Raw genomic sequence first — 23,218 nt, 5'->3', positions numbered from 1 at the left:
AGACCCCGATCAACAGGGAGAAGATGGCTGCCATGGCGGAACGGAACATCACAAACTGGAACATACCCGCTCCGGGAAAATCAAGTTGGTCTAAATATGCGAAAAGATAATATAACATTCTTGAATTTAATGATTTACTGATTTATTGATGTGACGATGAATAATTTTCACTTTTCACTTTTAGTTTTTAGTTTACTAAAAATCTTCTCTACCTCTTCCTTATCATCGAAGTGGTGCTTTACCCCTTTTATTTCCTGATAATCTTCATGGCCTTTGCCGGCAATGAGAATTACATCTCCCGCCTTTGCCAGCGCACAGGCGGTCTTGATCGCTTCCCGGCGGTCGGTGATGGTGAGAGTGTTACTTTTCTGTTCCTCGGTAAGCCCGTCGAGCATATCCTGAAGGATTTCTCCCGGCTCCTCAAATCGGGGATTATCAGACGTAAATACCGCCTTATCACTTGACTGCACCGCCTCACGCGCCATAATCGGCCGTTTGGTCCTGTCGCGGTTACCGCCACAACCCACCACGGTGATAATTCTTCCTTTGCTGTTAAGCACTCCGTGAATGGCATTCAGCACATTGGAAAGGGCGTCAGGAGTGTGCGCATAATCGACGATAACAGTATAGTCCTGGGGCGAGCGGAATGTCTGGAATCTTCCTGCCACCGGTTTTAACAGAGAGAGGGTCCGGAGCAGTTCCTCCTCATCGAGTCCGAGAAGAATGCCGGCACCATACACTGCCACGAGGTTATAGACATTAAAAGTGCCTACGAACTGCACGGAAAGACCTTTTCCGTTTATCTCTATATCGGTACCGTCGAAATGCTTTTCGAAAATGCGGGCTTTGAAATCGGCCATCCCTCTCACTGAATAGGTATATTTGGCAGCCTTGGTATTCTGCACCATCACCGTACCGTTCTTGTCATCGATATTGGTCAAAGCAAATGCATCAGCCGGAAGGTCGTCAAAAAAAGCTTTCTTCACATTGCGGTATTCCAGCATATTCTTATGGTAATCAAGATGATCCTGGGTGAGATTGGTAAAAACGCCTCCGGCAAAACGGAGGCCATACACACGCTTCTGGTGTATGGCATGGGAACTCACCTCCATAAAGGCATATTCACAGCCGGCATCCACCATCTTACGCAGATAAGCGTTGAGTGTGATCGGATCGAGCGTGGTATGCGTAGTGGGATATCGCTCACCATCCACATAATTGGCTACTGTAGATAACAATCCGGCAGGATAGCCCAGATGACGGAACGTATCGTATAATAATGTGGCGATAGTTGTCTTCCCGTTTGTTCCGGTAACGCCGACCAGCTTCAACAATGCAGAGGGGTTTCCGTACCATGCAGAGGCTATCTGCGCGAGCGCTACCGTACTCTGCTTTACCTGTACATAGGTAACACGGGAAAAATATTCCTCGATCATCGGTTTATCATACACCACCGCAGTCGCTCCCTGTTCTATTGCTTTACCGATGTAAGCATGTCCGTCGGTAAAGATGCCCTCTACTGCGATAAAGAGAGATCCCGGTGTTACCGTACGTGAATCGGAGGTAATGGATGTCACCTCCGCTTCACCGTTACCACGCAGGGCAACAAGATCACAAGCCTCAATTAATTTACTCAGGTTCATACTCTCTATATTTTTAAAACCAGGAACCAGGAGCACCTTATCTCATTGGCCCATTGGCATATTGACACATTAGTCCCGTTAGTACTATCTCATTGTAATGGTGACGGTAGTACCCTTCACTAATTTCTGGCCGGGCGAAAGCGATTGGGACACCACTTTTCCCGCTCCGATCAGATTCACCCTCAATCCCGATTTTTCCAGCAGATAGATCGCATCACGGGCGCCCATTCCCCGTACATCGGGAATAAGGGCACTGTTCAGCGCAAGCGCTTCCGACCGGTAAGCAGTACTGTCATACTTCATCTTCACCCACTCGGCTGCTTCTGCCGGACCTTCCGCCGGAAAATTCAGCGAACTCAACAGCGACCGGTTACGATCCCAGTTACCGTTTTTCAGCGTGGGTTGTTTATGCAATGCAGAGTCTATCCTACAAGCCCCCACATCCAGCCATACCTTCCGCAAATAAGTCTGCTCTGCTATATTTTTAAAAACCATGCCCGCCATTCCTCCGCCGGAGGGCACTCCTTTCGGTTTTCTCAGTCCTACGAAGATAGTATACATCGGTTCCTCGGCAGGAAAATAGCCGCAGAATGAGACATAATACCCGCCATAGGCGCCTCCGGAAGCGATCTGCGCCGTACCGGTCTTACCGGCTATCGTGAAATAGTCGGAGGCCACCACTTTGGCTGTTCCTTCTTCCACCACTTTCAACAGCATCTCATGGATCTGCTCCAGGGTGGTCTCCTTACACATTTTCGGGGTCACTACCTCCGCTTCAATGTTCTTTGCCACTTTTCCCTTATCGATGAACTGTTTGGCGATAAAGGGTTTTATCATGGTTCCACCGTTGGCGATCCCATTATAGAACATCAGCATATAGATGGGCGGCACCTGTGTTTCATACCCGAACGACATCCAGGGCAGGGTTGTTCTGGACCAGTAATTGGCCTTGTCATCGGGATAACGGATGGATGAGGTACCCTCTATCCCGTTGAGGGGCACATCCCATGTGAGCCGCTTCCGCAGGCCGATGCGGTCTATTCCCTCCACAAATCGCGTGGGATTGTCTTCGTATCCTTTCAATGCAATCTTACTCATCACCACATTCGACGAGACAGCTATCCCTTCGGCCACCGTGAGGTATCCCCTGTCTTGTCCCCTGCGCCAGTAATGATCCCTGACCCACCTTTTATTATACTGAAAGAGGCCCGTCCCCACATAAAATGAGTCGGTGGGGGTTACTACCCCGTCATCGAGCGCCACCATCGTGGTCACCGTCTTAAAGGTGGAACCCGGTTCGTTCATATAGGAGAATGCGTTGGGGTTTCCTTCGGCATATTCCCCGTTACTCAGACGGTCGAGGTTGACAATCCCCTTTATCTCACCGGTCGCCACCTCCATGATAATAGCTGTTCCCGACTCGGCTTCCGTCTCTATCAGCTTTTCCCGCAGGGACCGCTCGGTAATATCCTGTATCGCGGCATCGATAGTGGTGACGATATCCCATCCCTCTTCGGCCGGTTTCTCCACTACATCCATCCATCTGCCCTGTATCTTTTGGCGGAATTTCACGCCGGAAACACCCCTGAGCAATGAGTCATATTTTAACTCTAGACCGCTGGCGCCGCCCTTGTCAATATCCTTGTACACGCTGCCGACCGTACGGTTGGCCAAATTGCCGAAAGGTTTTTTACGGGCATTCCGTTCTTCGGCGATCAGTCCGCTGCGGTTGGATCGCTGGTTCCAGAACGGATAGGTGCGTATCTCTTTTAAATCGACATAAGAGATATCGTTACGCAATATCTTTACATAGCGGGAACGGATCGGTACTCGCTTGTCGAGTCCTTTTGCCTGATTTTCCCGGATCTGCCGTTCTTCCTTTTCCCGCATCGCCCACCCGTTCATAATCAGAGTCTTATACTGGGGTGCGGTTCTGTCGGGAAATCTCTTAGCCAGTGCTACCGACAGATCGCCCACATATTTGGCAAGTGTATCTTGCTCCATTCCTTCGGCCCAGAAATCCATATATATACTGTAAAGCGGTTCTGTGGTAGCCAACAGTTTGCCGTCGTAAGTATAAATATTACCCCTTTTGGGCAGGATCACGCGATCCTTAATGACGGTCTCCTTCTCACCTACCTCGCGCCATTTTCTCCCTTCGGAAGTAAACACGATCTTACCGGCAGAAAAAATGATCATCACGACAAACAGCATTAACAGGGCGACAATAAATCCGTATCTGCCCAAAATAGCACGTTTGTTATTCCGATTCTGTTTTTTCATTTTCTGTGAAACGATCTGTTTATTTATCTATATAATAGACGGGCTCATTCGTCACTTTCAACTCCAGACCGGCCTCTTCAATACGCCGTTCAATTTCACCCTGCCTGCTCGCCTCGGTAAGACGCGAAGAAATGGTGAGCGACTCATATTTTGCATCCCTGAGTTCCTGTTGCAATTTCTCTATTTCCGCCATTCGTTGAAGCACCTTATAACGGTGGCTGATAAACAGGAACATGACCATTACGATAACAATAACAAATCTCATGTTTTTGAGGAAGAAGCCCTCAGTGAGGACACTCCCCCCAAAAACACGGACAAACGATTTGCGTATGTTATCGAACTTAAATTTCATATATATTGATAGCCGATTTATTGATGTGCCGATTTGCAGATTAATCAACAAATCCTCAAATTAGTAAATCATCACATTCACCCTTTTTCTCCGCAATACGCAGTTTGGCGCTCCTTGAACGCGGATTTCGCTGTTGTTCTTCTTCAGAAGGAACAATCACCTTGCGATTGATCACCGTGAAAGGCGTCTCCACGTTTCCGTAAAAATCCCTGACCGGCTCCCCCTCAAAATTGCCTGTCCTGAAAAAATTCTTCACCAGGCGGTCTTCCAGCGAATGATATGAGATCACGCAAAAACGCCCGCCCGGCTTCAGCACCCGTAAGGCCTGCAAGAGCATTTCCTTCAATGCTTCCATCTCGCCGTTCACCTCAATGCGAAGCGCCTGAAAGGCCTGTGCCAGCATTTTTTTCTCTCTTTCCCTGCGCGCGAAAGGTTCCAGGATTGCCATCAGGTCACCGGTCTCCTCAATTTGTCTGGTTTGCCGGTATCGTATTACGGCCGAAGCTATCTGCCGTGCGTTCCTCAACTCGCCGTACCGGAAAAAAAGCTCAGACAACCTCTCCTCCTCATATTCGTTGAGAATATCGGCAGCTCTCTTTTGGATATGGCGATTCATACGCATATCCAACGCGCCCGGAAAACGAAACGAAAAACCCCGTTCGGAAACATCAAAATGATGCGACGACACACCCAGATCGGCCAGAACACCATCCACCGCTTCCACACCGTGGTACCGGAGAAAATTTCTCAGGAAGCGGAAATTACCGTGCACGAAGGTAAAGCGGGGATCGGCAAGAATATTTCCGGCAGCATCCTCATCCTGGTCGAAAGCGAGGAGACGCCCTTCCGCCCCCAACCTGTTCAGTATTTCACGGGAGTGCCCCCCGCCGCCAAAAGTAACGTCAACATACACCCCCCCGGGACAGATATTCAGCCCGTCGACGCTTTCGTCAAGCAACGCCGGCGTATGATATATTGCTTCATTCTGTCTGCCTTGTGAAGTCATTTTTTCACTCCATTAATTGCTGTAATTTCAATGAAAATTCGTCGGGATCAACCAATGGTTTTTCCAGTTTCTCTTTCGCCCAGATCTCAATAGTTTCATCCACACCGAGAAAACGAACATCCGATTCAATGGAAACCATTTGCAGATAACGTTTAGGTATAAGCACTCGTCCGTTTGCATCCATCTCAAGCCTTTCGGCATCCAATACAAACTGGCGGAAGATCTGCTGCTGCTCTCTGTTCCATTTATTCAATCTCCCGCGAAGCGCCTCGATCTCCTTCTCCCATACACTTCCGGGATAAAGCACAAGACATTCCTGGAAAATATCTTTACGAAGCACAAGAAATTCTTCGCCTTCGCCCTGCAAGCGTTTGCGAAAGATAGCCGGTACAAAGATCCTTCCTTTTGCATCGGCTTTGGCTTCTATATTTCCCAGAAACTGTAGCATATCTACTTATAACGCGGTAAAAGTACAAAATAATCCACTTTTCCCCACATTTCCACACAAAAATCTACAAAAAAGTTATCAACAGCTGTTATATTTGTTATATATAATTAATTATCAATTAATTATACACAGAGCAAGCATGGGAAATTTTTCACCGGTTATTCCCGAAAAGAAGATTTTTACCTTGATTGCCATCTTTTATCCACTATTTTTGTACATTTGCGACAAATTAGAAGGAGGAGAGACGACGTAATGAGTCACAATAGATTTCGGGTTGATATTGACCGCATTTTAAGAGATAAATCACCCAAATATTATAATAAAATTCCGAAATTTCTGATCAACTACCTCAAACGGACTGTCCATCAGGATGACATCAATGGTATTCTGGAGCGGAATCAGGGACTGGAAGGGGTGGCCTTTATGCGTGCGCTCGTGGATAAGGAATTCAACCTCACTCTTCACATCAGGGGAGAAGAGAATATACCGGGTGAAGGAAGATTTGTTTTTGCGTCCAATCATCCGCTGGGGGGCCTCGACGGTATTTGTCTTTCGGCATTCCTCGGAGAAAAGTACAACGGAAAGATTCAATATCTTGTGAACGATGTACTCTATTATATTGATCCGCTGAAACCTATCTTTGTCCCCATCAACAAGTACGGATCCCAGGCCAAAGGATCAACCCGGGCGATCAATGAAGCTTATGCGTCCGACAACCAGATCATCACATTCCCCGCCGGATTATGCTCCAGAAAACAAAAGGGTGAGATCAGGGATCCGGAATGGATGAAAAGCTTTATCATTAAAGCAGTTGAATATGAAAGGGATATTATTCCGGTTCATTTTGCCGGAAGGAATTCCAATTTCTTTTATAACTTTGCCAATCTCCGCAAGGCATCCGGCATAAAATTCAATATCGAACTGATCCGGCTGCCGGATGAAATGTTTAAAAACAGCGGTCGGTCATTCACCATCACTTTTGGCAAACCCATTCCCCGGCAAATGTTCGACAGATCCAGAACACCGTTCGAATGGGCGCAGTATGTAAAAGACGTGGTTTACTCGATGGAGCAATAATGGCTCATTAATAAAATAAAAAGAAAAATATGGAGAAGATCATAGATCCTATCGATAAAAACCTGATAAAAAGTGAGCTGACCGTTCAAAAAAGGGTTAGGGTAACCAACAAGGCCAACAACGAGATTTACGTCTTTACCGCACACGACTCACCTAACCTGATGAAGGAGGTAGGCCGGTTGCGTGAGATCGCCTTTCGCCACTATGGCGGGGGAACAGGGCTGAAAGCTGATATCGATCAATATGACACGATGGACGTCCCCTACCGCCAGTTGATCGTATGGGATCCCGAGAATGAGGAAATATTGGGCGGCTACCGTTTTATTTACGGCTCGGATGTGGAATTTGACGAACATAATAAACCGATACTCGCTACCGCCCACCTCTACAATTTTTCGCAGCGATTTATATCGGAATACCTGCCGTATACGGTAGAACTGGGTCGCTCATTCGTCTCGCTCGAATACCAATCGACTTTGCTGGGCAGGAAGGGGATCTTCGCACTCGACAACCTCTGGGACGGACTGGGTGCGCTCACCGTTATCGATCCGGAGATCAGGTACTTTTTCGGAAAAGTAACCATGTACGGCACCTATAATAAGGATGCACGTAATATGATACTCTATTTCCTCCACAAGCATTTTCCCGACAGCGAAAGGCTGGTAAGCCCGATCGATCCGCTCATGACAAATACCGATATCGACCAGATGAAGCGACTCTTTACCGGAAAAAAGTTCAGTGAGGATTACCGAACGCTAAACAAAGAGGTACGCGCTCTCGGTTACAATATCCCGCCGCTGATCAATGCCTATATGAGCTTATCGCCCACCATGCGCTTTTTCGGCACCGCCATCAATGATGAATTCGGTGATGTGGAAGAGTCGGGTATTCTCATCGAGATAAACCAGATACTGGAAGAAAAACGCGCCCGCCACATTGAGTCTTATTTAAAAAGCAATCCCAGCAAACGGTTTCTTATGTTGCTCAGAAAGAGGATCGCCGGTAGTGCCGGAAGAAAAAAAATGATACTCCCCAAGTTAAAACGCGAAAGAAAAGCAAAAAATAAAAAATAATAAGTTGATCCGGGCTTATCTATCACCGATACTCCAGATCGTACTTAAAAACGTCAAAAAGACAAGAATATAGCGGACACTCCTGTTCTGATCACATACATTGCCGCTTCGGATGATCATTTTCATACTTTCACACCCCCTAGCCTAACTTATTGATAGTTTATCTTTTATAGCTGAAAAATGCAATCGTTTGCACAAGCAAACGAGGTTAATTAACTTCATTTCAATACTGTCCCGTTTAAGAAAATCTAACTTTGACGTCAGAAGTGAGGTGTCAATAATATAATAATGAAAATATTCCTTAACCTTTCATTTTTTATTGTTTGTGATACCCGCAACTTTGTAGAGAATGAAGTGAGTATTAATCAGTTAATCTTATAATGTCAACAATATGTATGTGAATTTCAAAAAAACTATGAAAGCGTTCCTGATGACGATATTATCGGGCATGCTAATGATTTTATCGGCCAGCGCCCAAACCGGCGCCACGATAAATGTGAGGGGAACGGTCACGGATATTGCCGGCGAACCAGTTATCGGCGCCAATATTCTTATACAGGGTACCTCTTCCGGAACAGTTACCGACTATGACGGTAATTTCACCCTTCAGGCTCCCGCGGACGGGGTGCTGGAGGTAAGCTATATTGGATACCGGCCGCAAAGAATATCCATCAACAACAGAAGCACGATCACTGTGATCCTCGAGGAGGACACCGAAATGCTGGAAGAACTGGTGGTAATCGGTTATGGTACGGTACGAAAAGATGACGCGACGGGCGCTGTGGTAGCGGTAGATGCTACCAAACTTAACAGAGGTTTAGCTACATCCCCTTCCGATCTGCTGGCAGGTCAGGTGGCCGGTTTGAGTGTCATTTCCGCAGGCGGTGCACCGGGTTCTTCAGCAAACATACGCATTCGGGGCGGTTCTTCCATGTCAGCCAGCAATGATCCGTTGATCGTGATCGATGGCGTACCGGTGGACAACACTACCAGCGTGAGCGGAATGTCAAATCCGTTAAGCACGATTAACTCAAACGACATTGAAACCTTCACCGTGTTGAAAGATGCGTCAGCCACGGCTATTTACGGATCCCGGGCGTCCAATGGGGTGATCATCATCACTACCAAGAAAGGACACTCCGGGAAGATAAAGCTGGCCTATAATGGCAATTTCTCCGTGAGCACCCGTACCGGGGCAGTAGATGTGATGGACGCTCCCACCTTCAGAAATTATGTCATCTCCTCTTTTGGAGAAGACAGCCAGCAGGCAGCCGCCCTGGGCAATACCGAAACCAACTGGCAGAATAAGATATTCAGAGTAGCTGCCAGTACCGATCACAATCTGAGCGCATCGGGCAGTGCAGGAGAGATACTCCCCTATCGCGTTTCCGTGGGATATACCAACGAAAACGGGATATTGAGGACATCCAATCTGGAAAGATTCACCGGAAGTGTGAATCTGAGTCCTGCCTTTTTCGACGATCAGCTAAGGGTACAATTAAATGCAAAAGGCATGTATATCACCAACCGCTTTGCAGATCAGGGAGCGATCAATGCAGCCACTCAGTTCGACCCCACCATGCCTGTTTACACGGAAACACCTTCTCCCTATGGAAATGGTTATCATATGACACTCAGGCCCTCCGGAACACCTATCGACATTGCATTGGCCAACCCGCTTGCCATCCTGGAGCAGAAACATGATAATTCCAAAGTTTACAGAAGCATCGGGAATCTCCAACTCGATTACCTTATGCCCTTCCTGGATGGATTGAGGGCCAACCTCAATCTAGGGTATGACCTATCCAAGAGCAATGGCGATGTGATTATTGAGGATAACTCTCCGATGACATATACCTGGGGAAATTACAAAGCGGGTTGGGGTGACAACCGTACCTATTCCCAGTACAAGCAAAATACGTTGCTCGATTTTTATCTGAATTATGTAAAAGAGACAGGTGTACATCGCTTCGATGCAATGGGAGGGTATTCATGGCAGCGCTTTTACAATGAGTCCGAAGATATCTACCCCTACTCGGCTGCTATGGCTGCCGAAAAAGGGGAGGCGTATTATAGGGAAAGCAACGATTATTCCACCGAAAGTTTCGTAATCTCCTTCTTCGGACGTTTGAATTACTCCTTGTTGGACCGTTATCTATGGACATTCACATTGCGTAACGACGGTTCGTCCCGGTTCAGTCCCGACAACAAATGGGGACTTTTCCCGTCTGCTGCCTTTGCCTGGAAAATCATCAATGAACCCTTCATGAAAGATACGGGCAATGTTATGTCGGACCTGAAATTGCGGCTCGGTTACGGGGTTACCGGACAGCAGAACCTGGGTAGCGGAGACTATCCCTGGATGGGACGCTACAGCTACAGTCAGGCCGGTGCCAATTATTTCTTCGGTGATCAGATGGTATCCCTGATTCGCCCCCTGGCATACGATGAGAACCTTAAATGGGAAGAAACAACCACTTATAATGCCGGAATAGATTACGGTTTCCTGAACAACCGTATTTCCGGGGCTTTTGATGTATATTACCGCAAGACCACCGACCTGCTAAACACGGTAGGGATCGCGGCGGGAACCAATTTCAGCAACCAGTTGCTCACCAACGTAGGCGAATTGGAGAACAAGGGCGTGGAGTTTACCATCACCGGCCGTCCCGTTGTGAGTAAGGACTGGAACTGGAATCTGAGTTACAATGTGACCTATAATCAGAACCGTATTACCAAACTGACCATCAATGACGATCCCAGCTATGTGGGTGTACGGTTTGGCGGAATTGACGGCGGTACCGGTAACAATATTGCTATTCACAGCGTCAATTACCCGGCAAGTTCATTCTATGTGTACGAACAGGTATATAACGATGCGGGAAGACCTCTTGAAGGTGTTTATGTAGACCAGAATGCCGACGGGGCAATCAACGAACAGGATCTTATCGTTTATAAAAACGCTGCTCCCGACGTATTCATGGGTTTATCCTCCCAGTTATCCTACAAAAAAGTGGATTTCAATTTCTCTTTGCGGGCCAACATCGGTAATTATGCCTATAACAATATCCAATCGAACCGCGAATCAAGGAATACCACGTACGATCCGTCAGGCTGGTTAAAGAACAGAGTGAACAGCGCCACCTACACCAACTTTGATGCGGTGCAGTACCAGTCGAGCCATTATATCCAGAACGCCTCTTTCCTGAAAATGGATAATATTTCTGTAGGGTACAATTTCACCCATCTATTGCATCGGCAACAATCAGGAAGAATCCATTTCACTGTGCAGAATCCGTTTGTTTTTACCGACTATGCCGGACTCGATCCGGAGTTTACCAACGACGGTATCGACAACAATATCTATCCGCACCCGCGTGTGTTCATCCTGGGGCTTAATTTAAATTTTTAATACTATACAAATATGAAGACTGTAAAAAAACATACAATACTGTTTTTCGTCGTAATCAGCCTGACGGTCACGGGACTTTCATCCTGCCTCGACGATTTGAACACCATCCCGCTCGACCCTGAGGAGTTGGTGTCGGAAGTGGTATTCGGCAGTGAAATAGGGCCGTACCAGGAATTATTGGCAAAGATCTATGCAGGGATGGCTATCAGCGGCAACAGCGGCGGCGACGGAGACCCGGATGTGGCAGGCGTGGATGGCGGTAGCCAGGCCTCTTTTCTCAGAGGGCTCTGGAATCTGCAACAGCTGCCTACCGACGAAGCGCTCTGCGCCTGGAATGATGTCGGCATCCCCGACCTGAATTACATCACATGGACCTCAAGCAACGTATTCATCAAGGGTTTTTATTACCGGCTCTATTACCAGATCAATCTGGCAAATGCGTTACTGAGGGAGACAAGCGAGGACAAGTTATCTTCCAGGGGAGTTAGCCAGGCCGATCAGGACAGGATCCAGGCGTTCCGTGCCGAAGCCCGGTTCCATCGTGCACTTGCTTACTACTATCTGCTCGATATGTTTAGAAACGTACCTTTTGTGAACGAGGATAGCCCCGTAGGCAGCACACTTCCTCCTCAGATTATGGCAGCCGATCTGTTCGATTACATAGAAAAAGAACTGACAGAGTGCGAAGCCGATATGCTGGATCCTTTTGTGGGATACGACACTTCCAGTTACGGGCGGGCACATAAAGCAGCCAACTGGTCACTCCTTTCCCGCCTGTATCTGAATGCGGAAATATATACCGGCATGAAAAAATACAGCGAGAGTATCACCTACAGCAAGAAAGTGCTTGCAGAAAACTATCAGTTGGATCAGGTGTATGCGAATGTATTCAAGGCTGACAATCACAAATCGGTTGAAATGATTTTCCCCATCCGTTACGAAGGGGAAGATACCCAGACCTGGGGCGGGATGACTTTTCTTTTAAGCAGCACGGAGCCTTCCGATATGCAGGAAGAGGTAAACGCTGTGGGTGCATGGCAGGGCAACCGTGCGCTAAAATCAATTGTAGCCACCTTTGAGAGAGAATACCGGTATGAAGAGGACAGCCGTTTCTCCATGGTACGTACCGATAAGACGGAAAGTTACGAAATCACCGACCCTTCCCTTTTCACCAATAATGGAATTCCGGTGGTGAAATACTACAACAGGAACAGCGATGGCACCTTGCCTCCCAGCAATATCGCCTTTACCGACTTCCCTCTCTTCAGATTGGGTGAAATCTATCTCAATTATGCTGAGGCAGTGTTAAGAGGAGGTACCGGAGGCGATGCCGCAACTGCTCTGGAGTTGGTGAACAACCTGCGTAAGCGTGCCTATTCCGATGATGCTGCCGCAACTATTACAGCCGGCGAGCTTACGTTGGATTATATCCTGGATGAAAGAGGACGTGAGTTTTTCTATGAGGCACAGCGCCGTACCGATCTGGTTCGTTTCGGCAAACTCACCGGCTCATCTTATCTCTGGCCCTGGAAAGGGAATGTGGCGGAAGGAAAGTCTGTGGCGGAGCACTTCAATGTATTCCCGATACCGGCCGATGATATAGGCGCCAATGAGAATCTGACGCAAAACACGGGATATTGATCGGTTATAAAATGAATTTCTAAAAGAAGGAACGATGATGAAAACATATAATATCATAGTATTACTGGCCTTTCTCGGGCTCTGTTGGTCGTGCCAGGAGGATGAAAAAGTCGTACTGCAGCAACCGGACAGTTTTGTGCTGAATCTGCCGAAGTATGCCTCCGGTATCTACGACCTGAAAAATACGGAGACGATTGAGTTCACCACCTCTCAACCTGATTACGGGTTTACAGCAGTGGCCATCTACAGCGTGGAGGTATCTCTCACGCAGGACTTTGCACAGGCAGTGACCCTTCCGGGCACTTATACCACAGCCAGATTCAATATCAGTGCTGCCGACCTGGCACTGGCATTGGTGGGGATGCACGGGGTGACCGAGGAGAGTGATTACCCCACCGATCCGCATCCGCTCTATGTACGCCTCTCCTCTGTACTCAATACGAAGAACGACGGGGCAGTTAAATCGAATATCATCACACTGCCACAGGTAAAAGGCTATTTCGCACTCGATCCGATGGTGATGCCGGAGAATATGTATATCATTGGCAATGTTGCCGGAAACTGGAACTGGGACGGAGCTACGGAGATGATACCGGTATGGGGTACTCCCGGCAAATTCTGGGCAATGCAATATCTCGGGCAAACCGGAGAAGGTGCCAATGCCCAGATCAAGTTCAACTACGCCATGGCATGGAATGGGAACGAATTCGGGTATAATCAGGTGACCTTTGGAGAAGGTTCGGTCAACCTTGCGGGAATTGCTGAATCGGAAGGTAATATAGAGATCGGCAATCCGGGATGGTATATTGTGGTGGTAACCACCACCATTAACGGCCGTGAATATGAGTATGCCGTTGACTTCTTCCCACCGCAGGTACACCTACAGGGGGGCACTGCCGGAGGTAACTGGGGTACAACCGATGAAAAATACCGTTTCACGGTACCCAACCTGTCCTCAGGTGCTGATGCCGCCTTTGTTTCACCTGCATTCACCAATACAGGAGAAGTGCGTGCCAGCATCCAGCTACCGGGACATGAGTGGTGGCACACCGAATTCATCGTATTCGACGGTGTGTTCGTGCCTCGCGGCGCGGGAGACGACCAGGACCGGATAACCGGAAACGCAGGACAGAAACTGTATATCAACTTTACTACGAACACCGGTAAAATAGAATAATAAGCGATACAGGAAACTCTCCTTTATCCAGAGGAGAGGTTTCCTTTAAAAAATATCATTATGAAACATAAAATATCTCTTTTTGTAACGCTCCTCGCCGTTTTATTATTTACAGCGTGTGAGGATGTGTACGACCATGTGGCTGCTCCTCCGCAAGCGTATGAGCAAGAGACAGCGCAATCGGTAAACGGCTTCACCTTTACCTTGGGTTCGGGAGTGAACTCCCCCCTCATCTTCGACGAAGAGGATCTGGCAGAGGAGGCTCCGTTTGAGGCAATCAAGACGACCGCTACCCCACAAATGGACGAAGGAGCTACCGTGAAATTTATTCTTGAGGCATCGAAGAGCAATGAATTTACTTCCGTGGTAGAACTCCCCTCGACGAGTAACCAGAACAGTGCTTTTATCACTGCCGGGAATCTCAATGAAGCAGTGAAAAACCTGTACGGGAAAGCGCCCACTGCGCGTACAATCTATCTACGCGCGACCTATTTTATCGTTGACGGCACTGCTTCTTCTCAAATGCCTGATCCTGTAGTCCTGGGACCCATTACCGTGACTCCCGTCGGCCCGGTTATCGAAACGGAATATTATCTCATTGGAGATGTCACCGGATGGAATATCGAAGACCTTGACGATTACAAATTCAGCCACAGTGGAAAAGACGTGTACGAAGACCCGTATTTTACCATCCTGGTAAACAATTTGCAGGGATACTTTAAAATTGTTCCTAAATCGAGCAAAGAAGCCGCTTCCTGGGATGGCGTAATCGGAAACCCGGTGGATGGAAATACCGATCTGGAAGGCGAACTCATCATCGAAAAATCGCAAGCTATGCGCGTTATAGAACCCGGCTGGGTAAAGGTCACCCTTAACATGATGGAGTACACTTACACCATCGAGCTTATCGGCGAGATGAACCTCACACTCTACGTGCCGGGCGGGCACCAGGGATGGAACCCGGAAACAGCCCCCACTCTCTACAGCCGTAACTTCGACTTCACATATGACGGGTATGTCTACTTCGACGGGGCCCAGGAGTACAAATTCACTGCCGGGCCTAACTGGGATGGGCCCAACTACGGCGATGGAGGCGAGGGTATACTGTCCGACGATAGCGGAGCGGGCAACCTAAAAATCAGTGAAACAGGATACTACCGGCTGAACGCGGATCTCTCCGGCTCTCCGTTTACTTACTCGGCAGTAAAAACCGAATGGGGATTGATAGGCGATGCCACCCCCAGCGGGTGGGATAATTCTACCCCCATGAACTTCGATTCCGCGACAGGGCTATGGACGGTGACTACCTCACTGGAAGCTAAGGCATTCAAGTTCAGGGCGAATAACGAGTGGACTATCAACCTGGGAGGGAATCTCAACAACATGGTATATGACGGCGATAACATCGCCGTGACGGAAGAAGGTACCTACCGGATCACCCTCGACCTGTCAGATCCCACCGCGTACAAGGCCACCGTAGTAAAGCAGTAACTTATTTCATGAAAAAGCGCGGTGCTATACCCGCGCTTTTTCTCTACATCAATGGCATATGCAGGCAATTAAACGAACCTATGCGCTCCTGCTGACCGCGCTATCTCTCACCCTCCTCGCTTGCCACCCCTCTTCAGCAGAGCCCGAAAAGACAGGAGAGCTGTCCCTGGGAGCCGATATCAGCTGGCTACCCCAGATGGAAGCCTCGGGATATGTTTTTTACAACGATAACGGCCAACCCGAGGATTGCTTCAAGATTCTCAAGGAGCACGGCATCAACTCCATCCGCCTGCGTACATGGGTGAATCCTTCCGATGATCCCCGTAGCGGGCATTGCAGCAAGGAAGAGACAGTGGCAATGGCGAGACGGGCAAAAGAATGGGGAATGCGGGTGATGATCAACTTCCACTATAGCGATAGCTGGGCAGATCCGGTTAAACAGCACAAACCCAAAGATTGGGAGGGACTCGGCTTCGAGCAGCTCAACGAGGCGCTCTACAACTACACCTATGAGGTGATGGCGGCACTCAAGAAGGCAGGGGTTACCCCCGAATGGGTACAGGTGGGCAATGAGATCCCATCGGGCATGATCCACCCCGAAGGACATACCGACAACTGGCCCCAACTGGTAGCGCTCATCAACAGCGGGTACGATGCCATCAAAGCGGTGAGCCCCTCTTCGAAAGTGATCCTGCACGTGGACCAGGGAAACAACAACGAACGGTTTCGGTGGTGGTTCGATAACGCTGAGCGAGAAGGCGCCAAATACGATGTAATCGGCATGTCATTCTATCCTTACTGGTTAGAAGGGAAACCCGACTATACCAAGATCATCGACGACCTGGGCCATAACCTCAACGATATGGCATACCGTTACAACAAAGAGGTTATGGTGGTAGAAGTAGGAGGCGAAGACCTTAAGGTCCGGAACACCCACGATATGCTACGAGCCGTTATCCGGAAAGTGAAAGAGGTGCCTAACGAAAAAGGCAAAGGAGTTTTCTATTGGGAACCGCAAGGAGCTCGTTCCTGGAGCCATTACGCGCTGAGCGTGTGGGGCGACAACGGAAAGCCCACCGCGGCATTGGACGCGTTTATGGAGTAATAATCATCTCATCGATAATTCCCGGTAACAGCGGAATAACATACAGAACTTTCCCGTTAAGCCCCGTACAGAAGGCAAATTTACCCGGATCATGTCATCGTGAGAAAAAGTCTGATAAAAACAACCGGCAAATAAGAATAGTATGCGATCATTTTTTTTACCCCTTTTAGTTTCATGGATAATGGCTGCCTGCATGCTTCAGGCACAATCCGTTCAAATAGAACCTGCTTTCTGGTGGAGCGGCATGGAAGAAACCGAACTGCAGTTGATGGTGTATGGCGACCATATCGCGGATTACACACCGGAAGTGGTTTCACCCAACGTGCGGATCAAGGAGTCGGTACGGTTGGATAGCCCCAACTACCTGATCCTTTACCTTCATATTTCGGGAAGCAGTCCTGAAACATTCGATATCCTGTTCACCGGGGGAAACAGGAAGCTCTCCTACTCCTACGAACTGAAAGAGCGGAACCCGGACAGGTACCACATCGAGAGCTTCGACTCGTCCGACGTGCTCTACCTGATCATGCCCGACCGCTTTGCCAACGGGGATCCCTCCAATGACCAGATCCCGATGCGGATGCCCTATACGGTAGACCGGAACCACCACAGCGCACGGCATGGCGGCGACCTGAAAGGCATATCGGAACGGTTGGACTACCTGTCCGACCTGGGAGTGACCGCCATCTGGCTCAACCCGGTGCTGGAGAACGATATGGAAGGAGGATCGTACCACGGATACGCCACCACCGATTACTACCGGGTGGATCCCCGCTTCGGGAGCAACGAGGAGTATGCTGGGCTGATCGCCGACGCCCATTCCAAAGGGATGAAGGTGGTGATGGACATGATCTTCAACCACTGCGGCAGCGACCATCCCTGGGTGAAAGACGTCCCTTCAGCCGACTGGTTCAATAACCTTGACGAGTACGTACAAACGTCGCACATGAAGGAGATGTATTTCGATCCCTACGCATCTGAGTATGACAAAAGCAAGATGGTAGACGGCTGGTTTGTCCCCACCATGCCCGACCTGAACCAACGGAACCGGCACGTAGCGAAATACCTGATCCAGAACAGCATCTGGTGGATCGAATACTCGGGAGTGGACGGCATCCGGCAGGATACCTACCCCTATGCCGATTACGATATGATGGTCGACTGGATTGAGGCTGTAGAGAAAGAATACCCCCAATACAACATAGTGGGAGAGGCATGGCTCAACAATCCTATCGGAACCGCTTTCTGGCAGCGGAACAGCCCGCTCAACCCGAACAACACCAAACTGAAATCAGTGATGGACTTCCGCTTCATGGGCCTTTCCCATACCGCTTTCTCCGAAGAGACGGGCGAATGGAACGGGGGGTTGCACGGCATCTTCGACCATATGACCTACGACTTCATCTATCCTGATATCTACAATGTACTGCGCTTCCTGGACAACCACGATACCGACCGGTTCCTGAAGGAGTATCCCGGGGAACTGTCCGGATGGAAGCAAGGGATCACCTTCCTGCTTACCATGCCCGGTACGCCACAGCTCTATTATGGTACCGAATTGCTGATGCATGGCACCAAAAGCAGGAGCGACGGCGATATCCGCCTTGACGTGCCGGGCGGATGGCCCGGAGACAAAGTGAATCAGTTCACCGAGAAAGGGCGTAACGCATTGCAGAACGAGGCATTCAACTTCATGAAGAAACTGCTCCACTGGCGGCATGGCAAAGACGTGATCGCCTATGGGGACATGAAACATTATGTACTGCAAAAAGGCGTCTATGTCTACGAACGCTACCTCGGAGAGGAAAGCGTATTGATTTTTATGAACGGGACATCCGGCGAGGTGGAGATAAACCTTGACCGGTATACCGAGTCAATAGGAAACAGAACCGGGTGGATAGACCTGCTCTCGGGCAAAAATGTTTCGCTGGGAAAAACGCTCACACTTGCACCCAAAGAGATCCTCGTGCTGGAATAAGTAAGGTGATAATGAAAGTACCACTATGCCGGTTTTTGGGCACCGGTATGGGAACTGTACAAATATTATTTTGATTATGAACCGACCATAATACATGCGAATAATGAAAATTTACTCTATAAAATTCTGCCTGCTCCTTCTTCTGCTTCTCGCATTCGCCTGCGGAGAGGATCCGGTCGTGTCTCCGGAACCGGAGCCGGAGCCAACTCCTGAAGTGCCGGTTGGCCTTTCGTGGAGCCCCCAGGAGGCCGACGCCGATAAAGCGCTGACCATCACCCTTAAAGCATCTGCATCATCGCCGCTATCCGGTTACACGGGCGATGTATATATCCATACCGGCGTGGTCTCGGAAGGCACCTGGCTGTATGTTCCTGCCGAATGGGAAGAGAACCTGGCCAAATGCAAAATGACCAAAGTAGAGGGTGAACAGAACACATGGAACATCCAACTCTCCCCCTCCATCCGGCAGTGGTTCGGATCGGGAGAAACACCTGTTAACAAGCTCGGCATCGTTATCCGCAGTGCCGACGGCACAAAGAAAGGAATCGATAAAGATTCGTTTATCGGCGTAGCCGATGCGAAATACAAAGCGTTCGAGCCCGCCCCGGCAAAAACGGCTGCCATGCCCGCGGGGCTGCAATACGGTATCAACGTGATTAATAACAGCAGTGTCACGCTCGTACTTTATGACAAGGATAAAAACGGTGTAAGGAAAGATTTTGCCCATGTAGTGGGCAACTTCAACGACTGGACATTAAGCAACGACGAACAATCGCAGATGGTATACGACCCCACGGCAGGATGCTGGTGGTTCACCATCGCCGGGCTGGACCCCGCTAAGGAGTATGCGTTCCAGTATTACGTGGGAGAAGCCGGTGGCGACCCTATCCGGGTAGCCGATCCTTATGCCCGCAAAGTGCTCGACCCGTCCAACGATCCATGGATACCCGCAGCTACTTACCCAGATAACAAAACCTATCCTGCGGGGGCTATCGGTATAGTATCAACATTCAAAATCCAGCAGGCATCCTACAACTGGCAGATACCCGATTTCGAGACACCCGCGCCGGACAACCTGGTGATCTACGAGATGCTGTTACGTGACTTCACAGGGACCGGTGATATCAACGGCGCCATGGCCAGACTCGATTACCTGCAATCACTCGGCGTGAATGCCATCGAGTTGATGCCTGTGCAGGAGTTCGACGGCAACGACAGCTGGGGATACAACCCGGCATTCTTCTTCGCGATGGATAAGGCCTACGGCACCGACAGGATGTACAAACAATTTATCGATGCCTGCCACCAGCGGGGTATAGCGGTAATTTTCGATGTGGTCTACAACCACGCCACGGGCTCCAATCCGTTTGCCCGAATGTGGTGGAACGCTGCGAACAACAAAACGGCAGCGAACAATCCCTATTTTAATGTAGATGCACCTCATCCTTACAGCGTATTCCACGATTTCAACCACGAATCGGCGTTGGTACGCGATTTCGTGAAACGTAACCTGCAATTCCTGTTGGAAGAGTACAATGTCGACGGCTTCCGTTTCGACCTTACCAAAGGGTTTACCAACAAGAGCAGCACCGAAGCGAACGCTCACGTCTATGACGCGTCACGCGTAGCTATATTGAAAGATTATAATACTACCATCAAATCCGTAAAACCGGACGCCTACGTGATCCTGGAGCACTTTGCCGACGATAAGGAAGAAACAGAATTAAGCAACGCAGGAATGATGGTCTGGCGCAATATGAACCATGCCTACTGCCAAACAGCGATGGGATACAAGGAAGACTCCGGTTTTTCAGGAACCTATTACACCTCTTCTTCGCGCCCGACCAACAGTCTAGTCAGCTATATGGAAAGCCATGACGAGGAGCGGGCGGCCTATAAGCAGACCCAATGGGGTAACGGTATCCTCAAGACAAACCTCAACGCGCAAATGTCGCAGTTGGCCACCAATGCCGCCTTTTTCTTCACCGTCCCCGGCCCGAAAATGATCTGGCAGTTCGGTGAGATGGGATATGATGTTTCGATCGATCAGAATGGACGTACCGGTAAAAAACCGGTGAAGTGGGAATATATGGATGTGCCGCAGCGAAAGGATTTGCACGATACCTATGCGAAACTGATCTCCCTCCGTTTCGACCATCCGGAACTGTTCAACGCCACCGCCATACTCAACTGGGACGTGACTCCCTCATTCTGGGAAACCGGCCGGTTTATCACGCTTTCCTCCTTTGGCCGAGAGAAGCAGGTGGTGGTAATAGGGAACTTCACCAACAACTCCATCACAACGACAACTACCTTCCCGAAAACCGGAACATGGTATAACTATATGGATGCGGAGGAGGACCCACTGAATGTTACCTCTACGACAAAAGACATCACCGTCCCGGCGAACAGTTTCAGGGTATATACCAGTTTCGGGGAATAACAGATAACTTAGAGGGGCAATGCCCCTCTTCCTTTATTGTTCCGGGTTCAGAAACGCGACGGCCGGCATGCCCCGGATACGTGTGATACGATCAGGAATGGGATGGTATAAGAGTCAAAGAATCGGTAGTATGCGCAAACATCTGCCCTGCCATCCGTAAGCTGTCTAACTGAAACATCACCCTGTTCTGCACGAGCATAAAGCTATCCATCAGTTCAGGTTTCACCGGCAGACAGGGAGGCGACTCGATGGTCAGGGGATTGACGGGCTGATTGTTCCTGTGTACGCGAAAATCGAGATGAGGCCCCGTAGACAGCCCCGTAGACCCTACGTAAGCGATCACTTCCCCCTGCTTCACCGTACGTCCCTTTTCAATTCCTTTGGCAAAACGGCTCAGATGCATATAGGTAGTTGTATAGGCGGCATTGTGTTTTATCTTCAGAAAATTCCCCGCCCCGTTGCGTTGAAATCCCCTTTCAATTACCACCCCGTCGCCGATTGTTTTCACGGGTGTACCCGTGGGTGCGGCATAGTCCACCCCGTGATGCGGCCGGCTACGTTTCAAAATGGGATGAAAGCGGGAATTGGAGAACTTCGAGGTAATACGGAAAAAATCAAGAGGATTTTTCAGAAACGCTTTCCGTAAACTATTGCCGTCTTCATCGAAAAACTCCCTTATAGTATCCTGCTGAAAGGGGATAGCCTGGTATTTTTTACCCTGGTGAGTAAAAACCGCCCCTTCGATGGAAGATATCCCCACCATAGTGGTATCGTCGATATAAGCTACATCATACATTAATCGGAAAGAATCTCCCTTTTTTATATCAAAAAAATCGATCTGCCAGACATATACGTCTGAGAGTTTAAGTGCCAGCAACGCGGGTGCGCCGGTATCGATGATCGCATTCCACATGGAGGAGGTGATGGTGCCTTCGGCATATTCGCGCTTCAGGGTAACGGGTTTTGTATAATCATACACGTTCATCGTATCCGCAGTCAGATCCACCACAGTATAATCGGTGCGGGATTTTTCAAAAACAACATATTTCACAGTCGACGTAGAATCGGTGATCGCGGCATATGAATTTCCAACCTGTAATCTTGAAGGAGAATAAAAAGGAGATACGGCTTCTATTATCTTTTCACTCTCAGTAGCTGTAAATCCAAGATTAGTCAGAATGGAAGAGAGATATTGTCCGCGTCCGATCTCATAATGGGTTACATCGAAAGAGTCGACGCATATCCCGTACTCATACACACAACCCGTTTCTTGCTGATCATCCTGATCCATCTGTTGTTCTTCCTTTTTTAATCCGCATGAAACAATACTTAGTATCAGAAACGAATAGATGACCGAATGAAACGTTTTTCTTCTTTTTGTTTTACACATAACTGATTATATTTACAACTTTCCCGATTCCGGAACAGGCCTGACAAATAGATGACCTCCTGACAGTCTCACAGAAATAGCCTGTATTACGCGCCCTTCGGATACCGGGAGGCAGAATGGATCCGACTAAGATAATCTGTGTACAAAGATGCATAAAAATACGCGCATAGATGCATAAAAATTTAAAACTTATATTAACTTTGTACTATCAACAGAGTTAAAATCACAGTCAGGCAACAGGTATGCCGACTTTATCAACATACATCGGTTTAACAAAAAAATATCATCTTATGAAGTCGATCGCGATTATTTACGGCTCCAGTACCGAACACACCAAGAATGCGGCGGAAAAAATAGCCCAACTGCTGGCCGATTACTCCCCTACCCTTGCAGATATCTATGAAGGCGATGAAACGCCGTTCCTCACACATGAGGTGCTTATCCTCGGCGTATCCACCTGGGGAGTACAGGACTTACAGGATGATTGGAATGATTTTTATCCCAAGTTGGAAAAACTGGATCTGTCGGGAAAAACCATAGCCCTTTTCGGGCTGGGCGACGCCTCCATCTATCCCAGTTCTTACGTGGATGCCATGGGGATATTGTATGAAATTGTCACCCAAAAGGGAGCGACCGTCATCGGCAAAGTTTCCCCGGAAGGATATGACTTTGAATACTCCAGGGCGTTCAAGGGTGGCA

Annotated in this window: 16 protein-coding genes; 10 read left to right on the top strand and 6 right to left on the bottom strand. The window is 48.8% G+C overall.

Annotated features, from left to right (window positions below; all coding sequences use genetic code 11):
- Positions 1-167: 167 nt before the first annotated feature.
- From Q0502_RS09015 to Q0502_RS08995, 5 genes are all read right to left on the bottom strand, one after another.
- Positions 168-1,643: a UDP-N-acetylmuramoyl-L-alanyl-D-glutamate--2,6-diaminopimelate ligase gene (locus tag Q0502_RS09015; RefSeq protein WP_298649806.1), complete on the bottom strand. Its 1,476-nt coding sequence runs from the start codon at positions 1,641-1,643 to the stop codon at positions 168-170.
- A gap of 84 nt (positions 1,644-1,727) precedes the next feature.
- Entirely contained in the window at positions 1,728-3,926 is a 2,199-nt protein-coding gene (locus Q0502_RS09010; protein ID WP_298649805.1) for a penicillin-binding protein, read from the bottom strand.
- 19 nt (positions 3,927-3,945) lie between these two features.
- Positions 3,946-4,278, bottom strand: a complete 333-nt coding sequence (locus Q0502_RS09005; protein WP_298649803.1) for an FtsL-like putative cell division protein — start codon at positions 4,276-4,278, stop codon at positions 3,946-3,948.
- A gap of 55 nt (positions 4,279-4,333) precedes the next feature.
- Positions 4,334-5,284 (bottom strand): 16S rRNA (cytosine(1402)-N(4))-methyltransferase RsmH, encoded by a 951-nt coding sequence (rsmH, locus tag Q0502_RS09000; protein WP_298649801.1) that lies wholly within the window; start codon positions 5,282-5,284, stop codon positions 4,334-4,336.
- Positions 5,285-5,288: 4 nt separating this feature from the next.
- Positions 5,289-5,732, bottom strand: a complete 444-nt coding sequence (locus Q0502_RS08995; RefSeq protein ID WP_298649799.1) for a division/cell wall cluster transcriptional repressor MraZ — start codon at positions 5,730-5,732, stop codon at positions 5,289-5,291.
- Positions 5,733-5,984: 252 nt separating this feature from the next.
- Here Q0502_RS08995 and Q0502_RS08990 point away from each other — a divergent pair, with 252 nt between their 5' ends.
- From Q0502_RS08990 to Q0502_RS08950, 9 genes are all read left to right on the top strand, one after another.
- Complete coding sequence (locus Q0502_RS08990) at positions 5,985-6,809, top strand: 1-acyl-sn-glycerol-3-phosphate acyltransferase (RefSeq protein ID WP_298649797.1); 825 nt, start codon at positions 5,985-5,987, stop codon at positions 6,807-6,809.
- A gap of 29 nt (positions 6,810-6,838) precedes the next feature.
- Positions 6,839-7,882 carry a GNAT family N-acetyltransferase gene (locus Q0502_RS08985; protein WP_298649795.1) on the top strand — a complete coding sequence of 348 codons (1,044 nt, stop codon included), beginning with the start codon at positions 6,839-6,841 and terminating at the stop codon, positions 7,880-7,882.
- Positions 7,883-8,273: 391 nt separating this feature from the next.
- On the top strand, positions 8,274-11,294 hold the full coding sequence (locus Q0502_RS08980; protein ID WP_298649793.1) for a TonB-dependent receptor: 3,021 nt from the start codon (positions 8,274-8,276) through the stop codon (positions 11,292-11,294).
- A gap of 12 nt (positions 11,295-11,306) precedes the next feature.
- Entirely contained in the window at positions 11,307-12,935 is a 1,629-nt protein-coding gene (locus Q0502_RS08975; protein WP_298649791.1) for a RagB/SusD family nutrient uptake outer membrane protein, read from the top strand.
- Positions 12,936-12,969: 34 nt separating this feature from the next.
- On the top strand, positions 12,970-14,112 hold the full coding sequence (locus Q0502_RS08970) for a SusF/SusE family outer membrane protein (protein WP_298649789.1): 1,143 nt from the start codon (positions 12,970-12,972) through the stop codon (positions 14,110-14,112).
- A gap of 60 nt (positions 14,113-14,172) precedes the next feature.
- Positions 14,173-15,603 (top strand): SusF/SusE family outer membrane protein, encoded by a 1,431-nt coding sequence (locus Q0502_RS08965; protein WP_298649787.1) that lies wholly within the window; start codon positions 14,173-14,175, stop codon positions 15,601-15,603.
- Between the two features lie 58 nt (positions 15,604-15,661).
- Positions 15,662-16,708: a glycosyl hydrolase 53 family protein gene (locus Q0502_RS08960; RefSeq protein WP_298649785.1), complete on the top strand. Its 1,047-nt coding sequence runs from the start codon at positions 15,662-15,664 to the stop codon at positions 16,706-16,708.
- A 142-nt stretch (positions 16,709-16,850) separates the two neighbouring features.
- Positions 16,851-18,686, top strand: coding sequence for a glycoside hydrolase family 13 protein (locus tag Q0502_RS08955; protein ID WP_298649784.1), 1,836 nt, complete (start codon positions 16,851-16,853; stop codon positions 18,684-18,686).
- A gap of 103 nt (positions 18,687-18,789) precedes the next feature.
- Entirely contained in the window at positions 18,790-21,129 is a 2,340-nt protein-coding gene (locus tag Q0502_RS08950) for an alpha-amylase family glycosyl hydrolase (protein ID WP_298649782.1), read from the top strand.
- A gap of 91 nt (positions 21,130-21,220) precedes the next feature.
- On the opposite strand, the gene Q0502_RS08945 is transcribed toward Q0502_RS08950, so the two are convergent.
- Positions 21,221-22,519, bottom strand: a complete 1,299-nt coding sequence (locus Q0502_RS08945; RefSeq protein WP_298649781.1) for a peptidoglycan DD-metalloendopeptidase family protein — start codon at positions 22,517-22,519, stop codon at positions 21,221-21,223.
- A 290-nt stretch (positions 22,520-22,809) separates the two neighbouring features.
- On the opposite strand from Q0502_RS08945, the gene Q0502_RS08940 reads away from it, so the two are divergent.
- Positions 22,810-23,218 (top strand): flavodoxin domain-containing protein (locus Q0502_RS08940; RefSeq protein WP_298649779.1); only part of this gene is annotated, 409 nt, incomplete at its 3' end.

This window comes from uncultured Proteiniphilum sp. (genome assembly GCF_937873925.1).
Classification (GTDB): Bacteria; Bacteroidota; Bacteroidia; order Bacteroidales; family Dysgonomonadaceae; genus Proteiniphilum.
The sequence above is the reverse complement of the archived record's forward strand: the minus strand, read 5'-3'. Positions and strand labels throughout refer to the sequence as shown.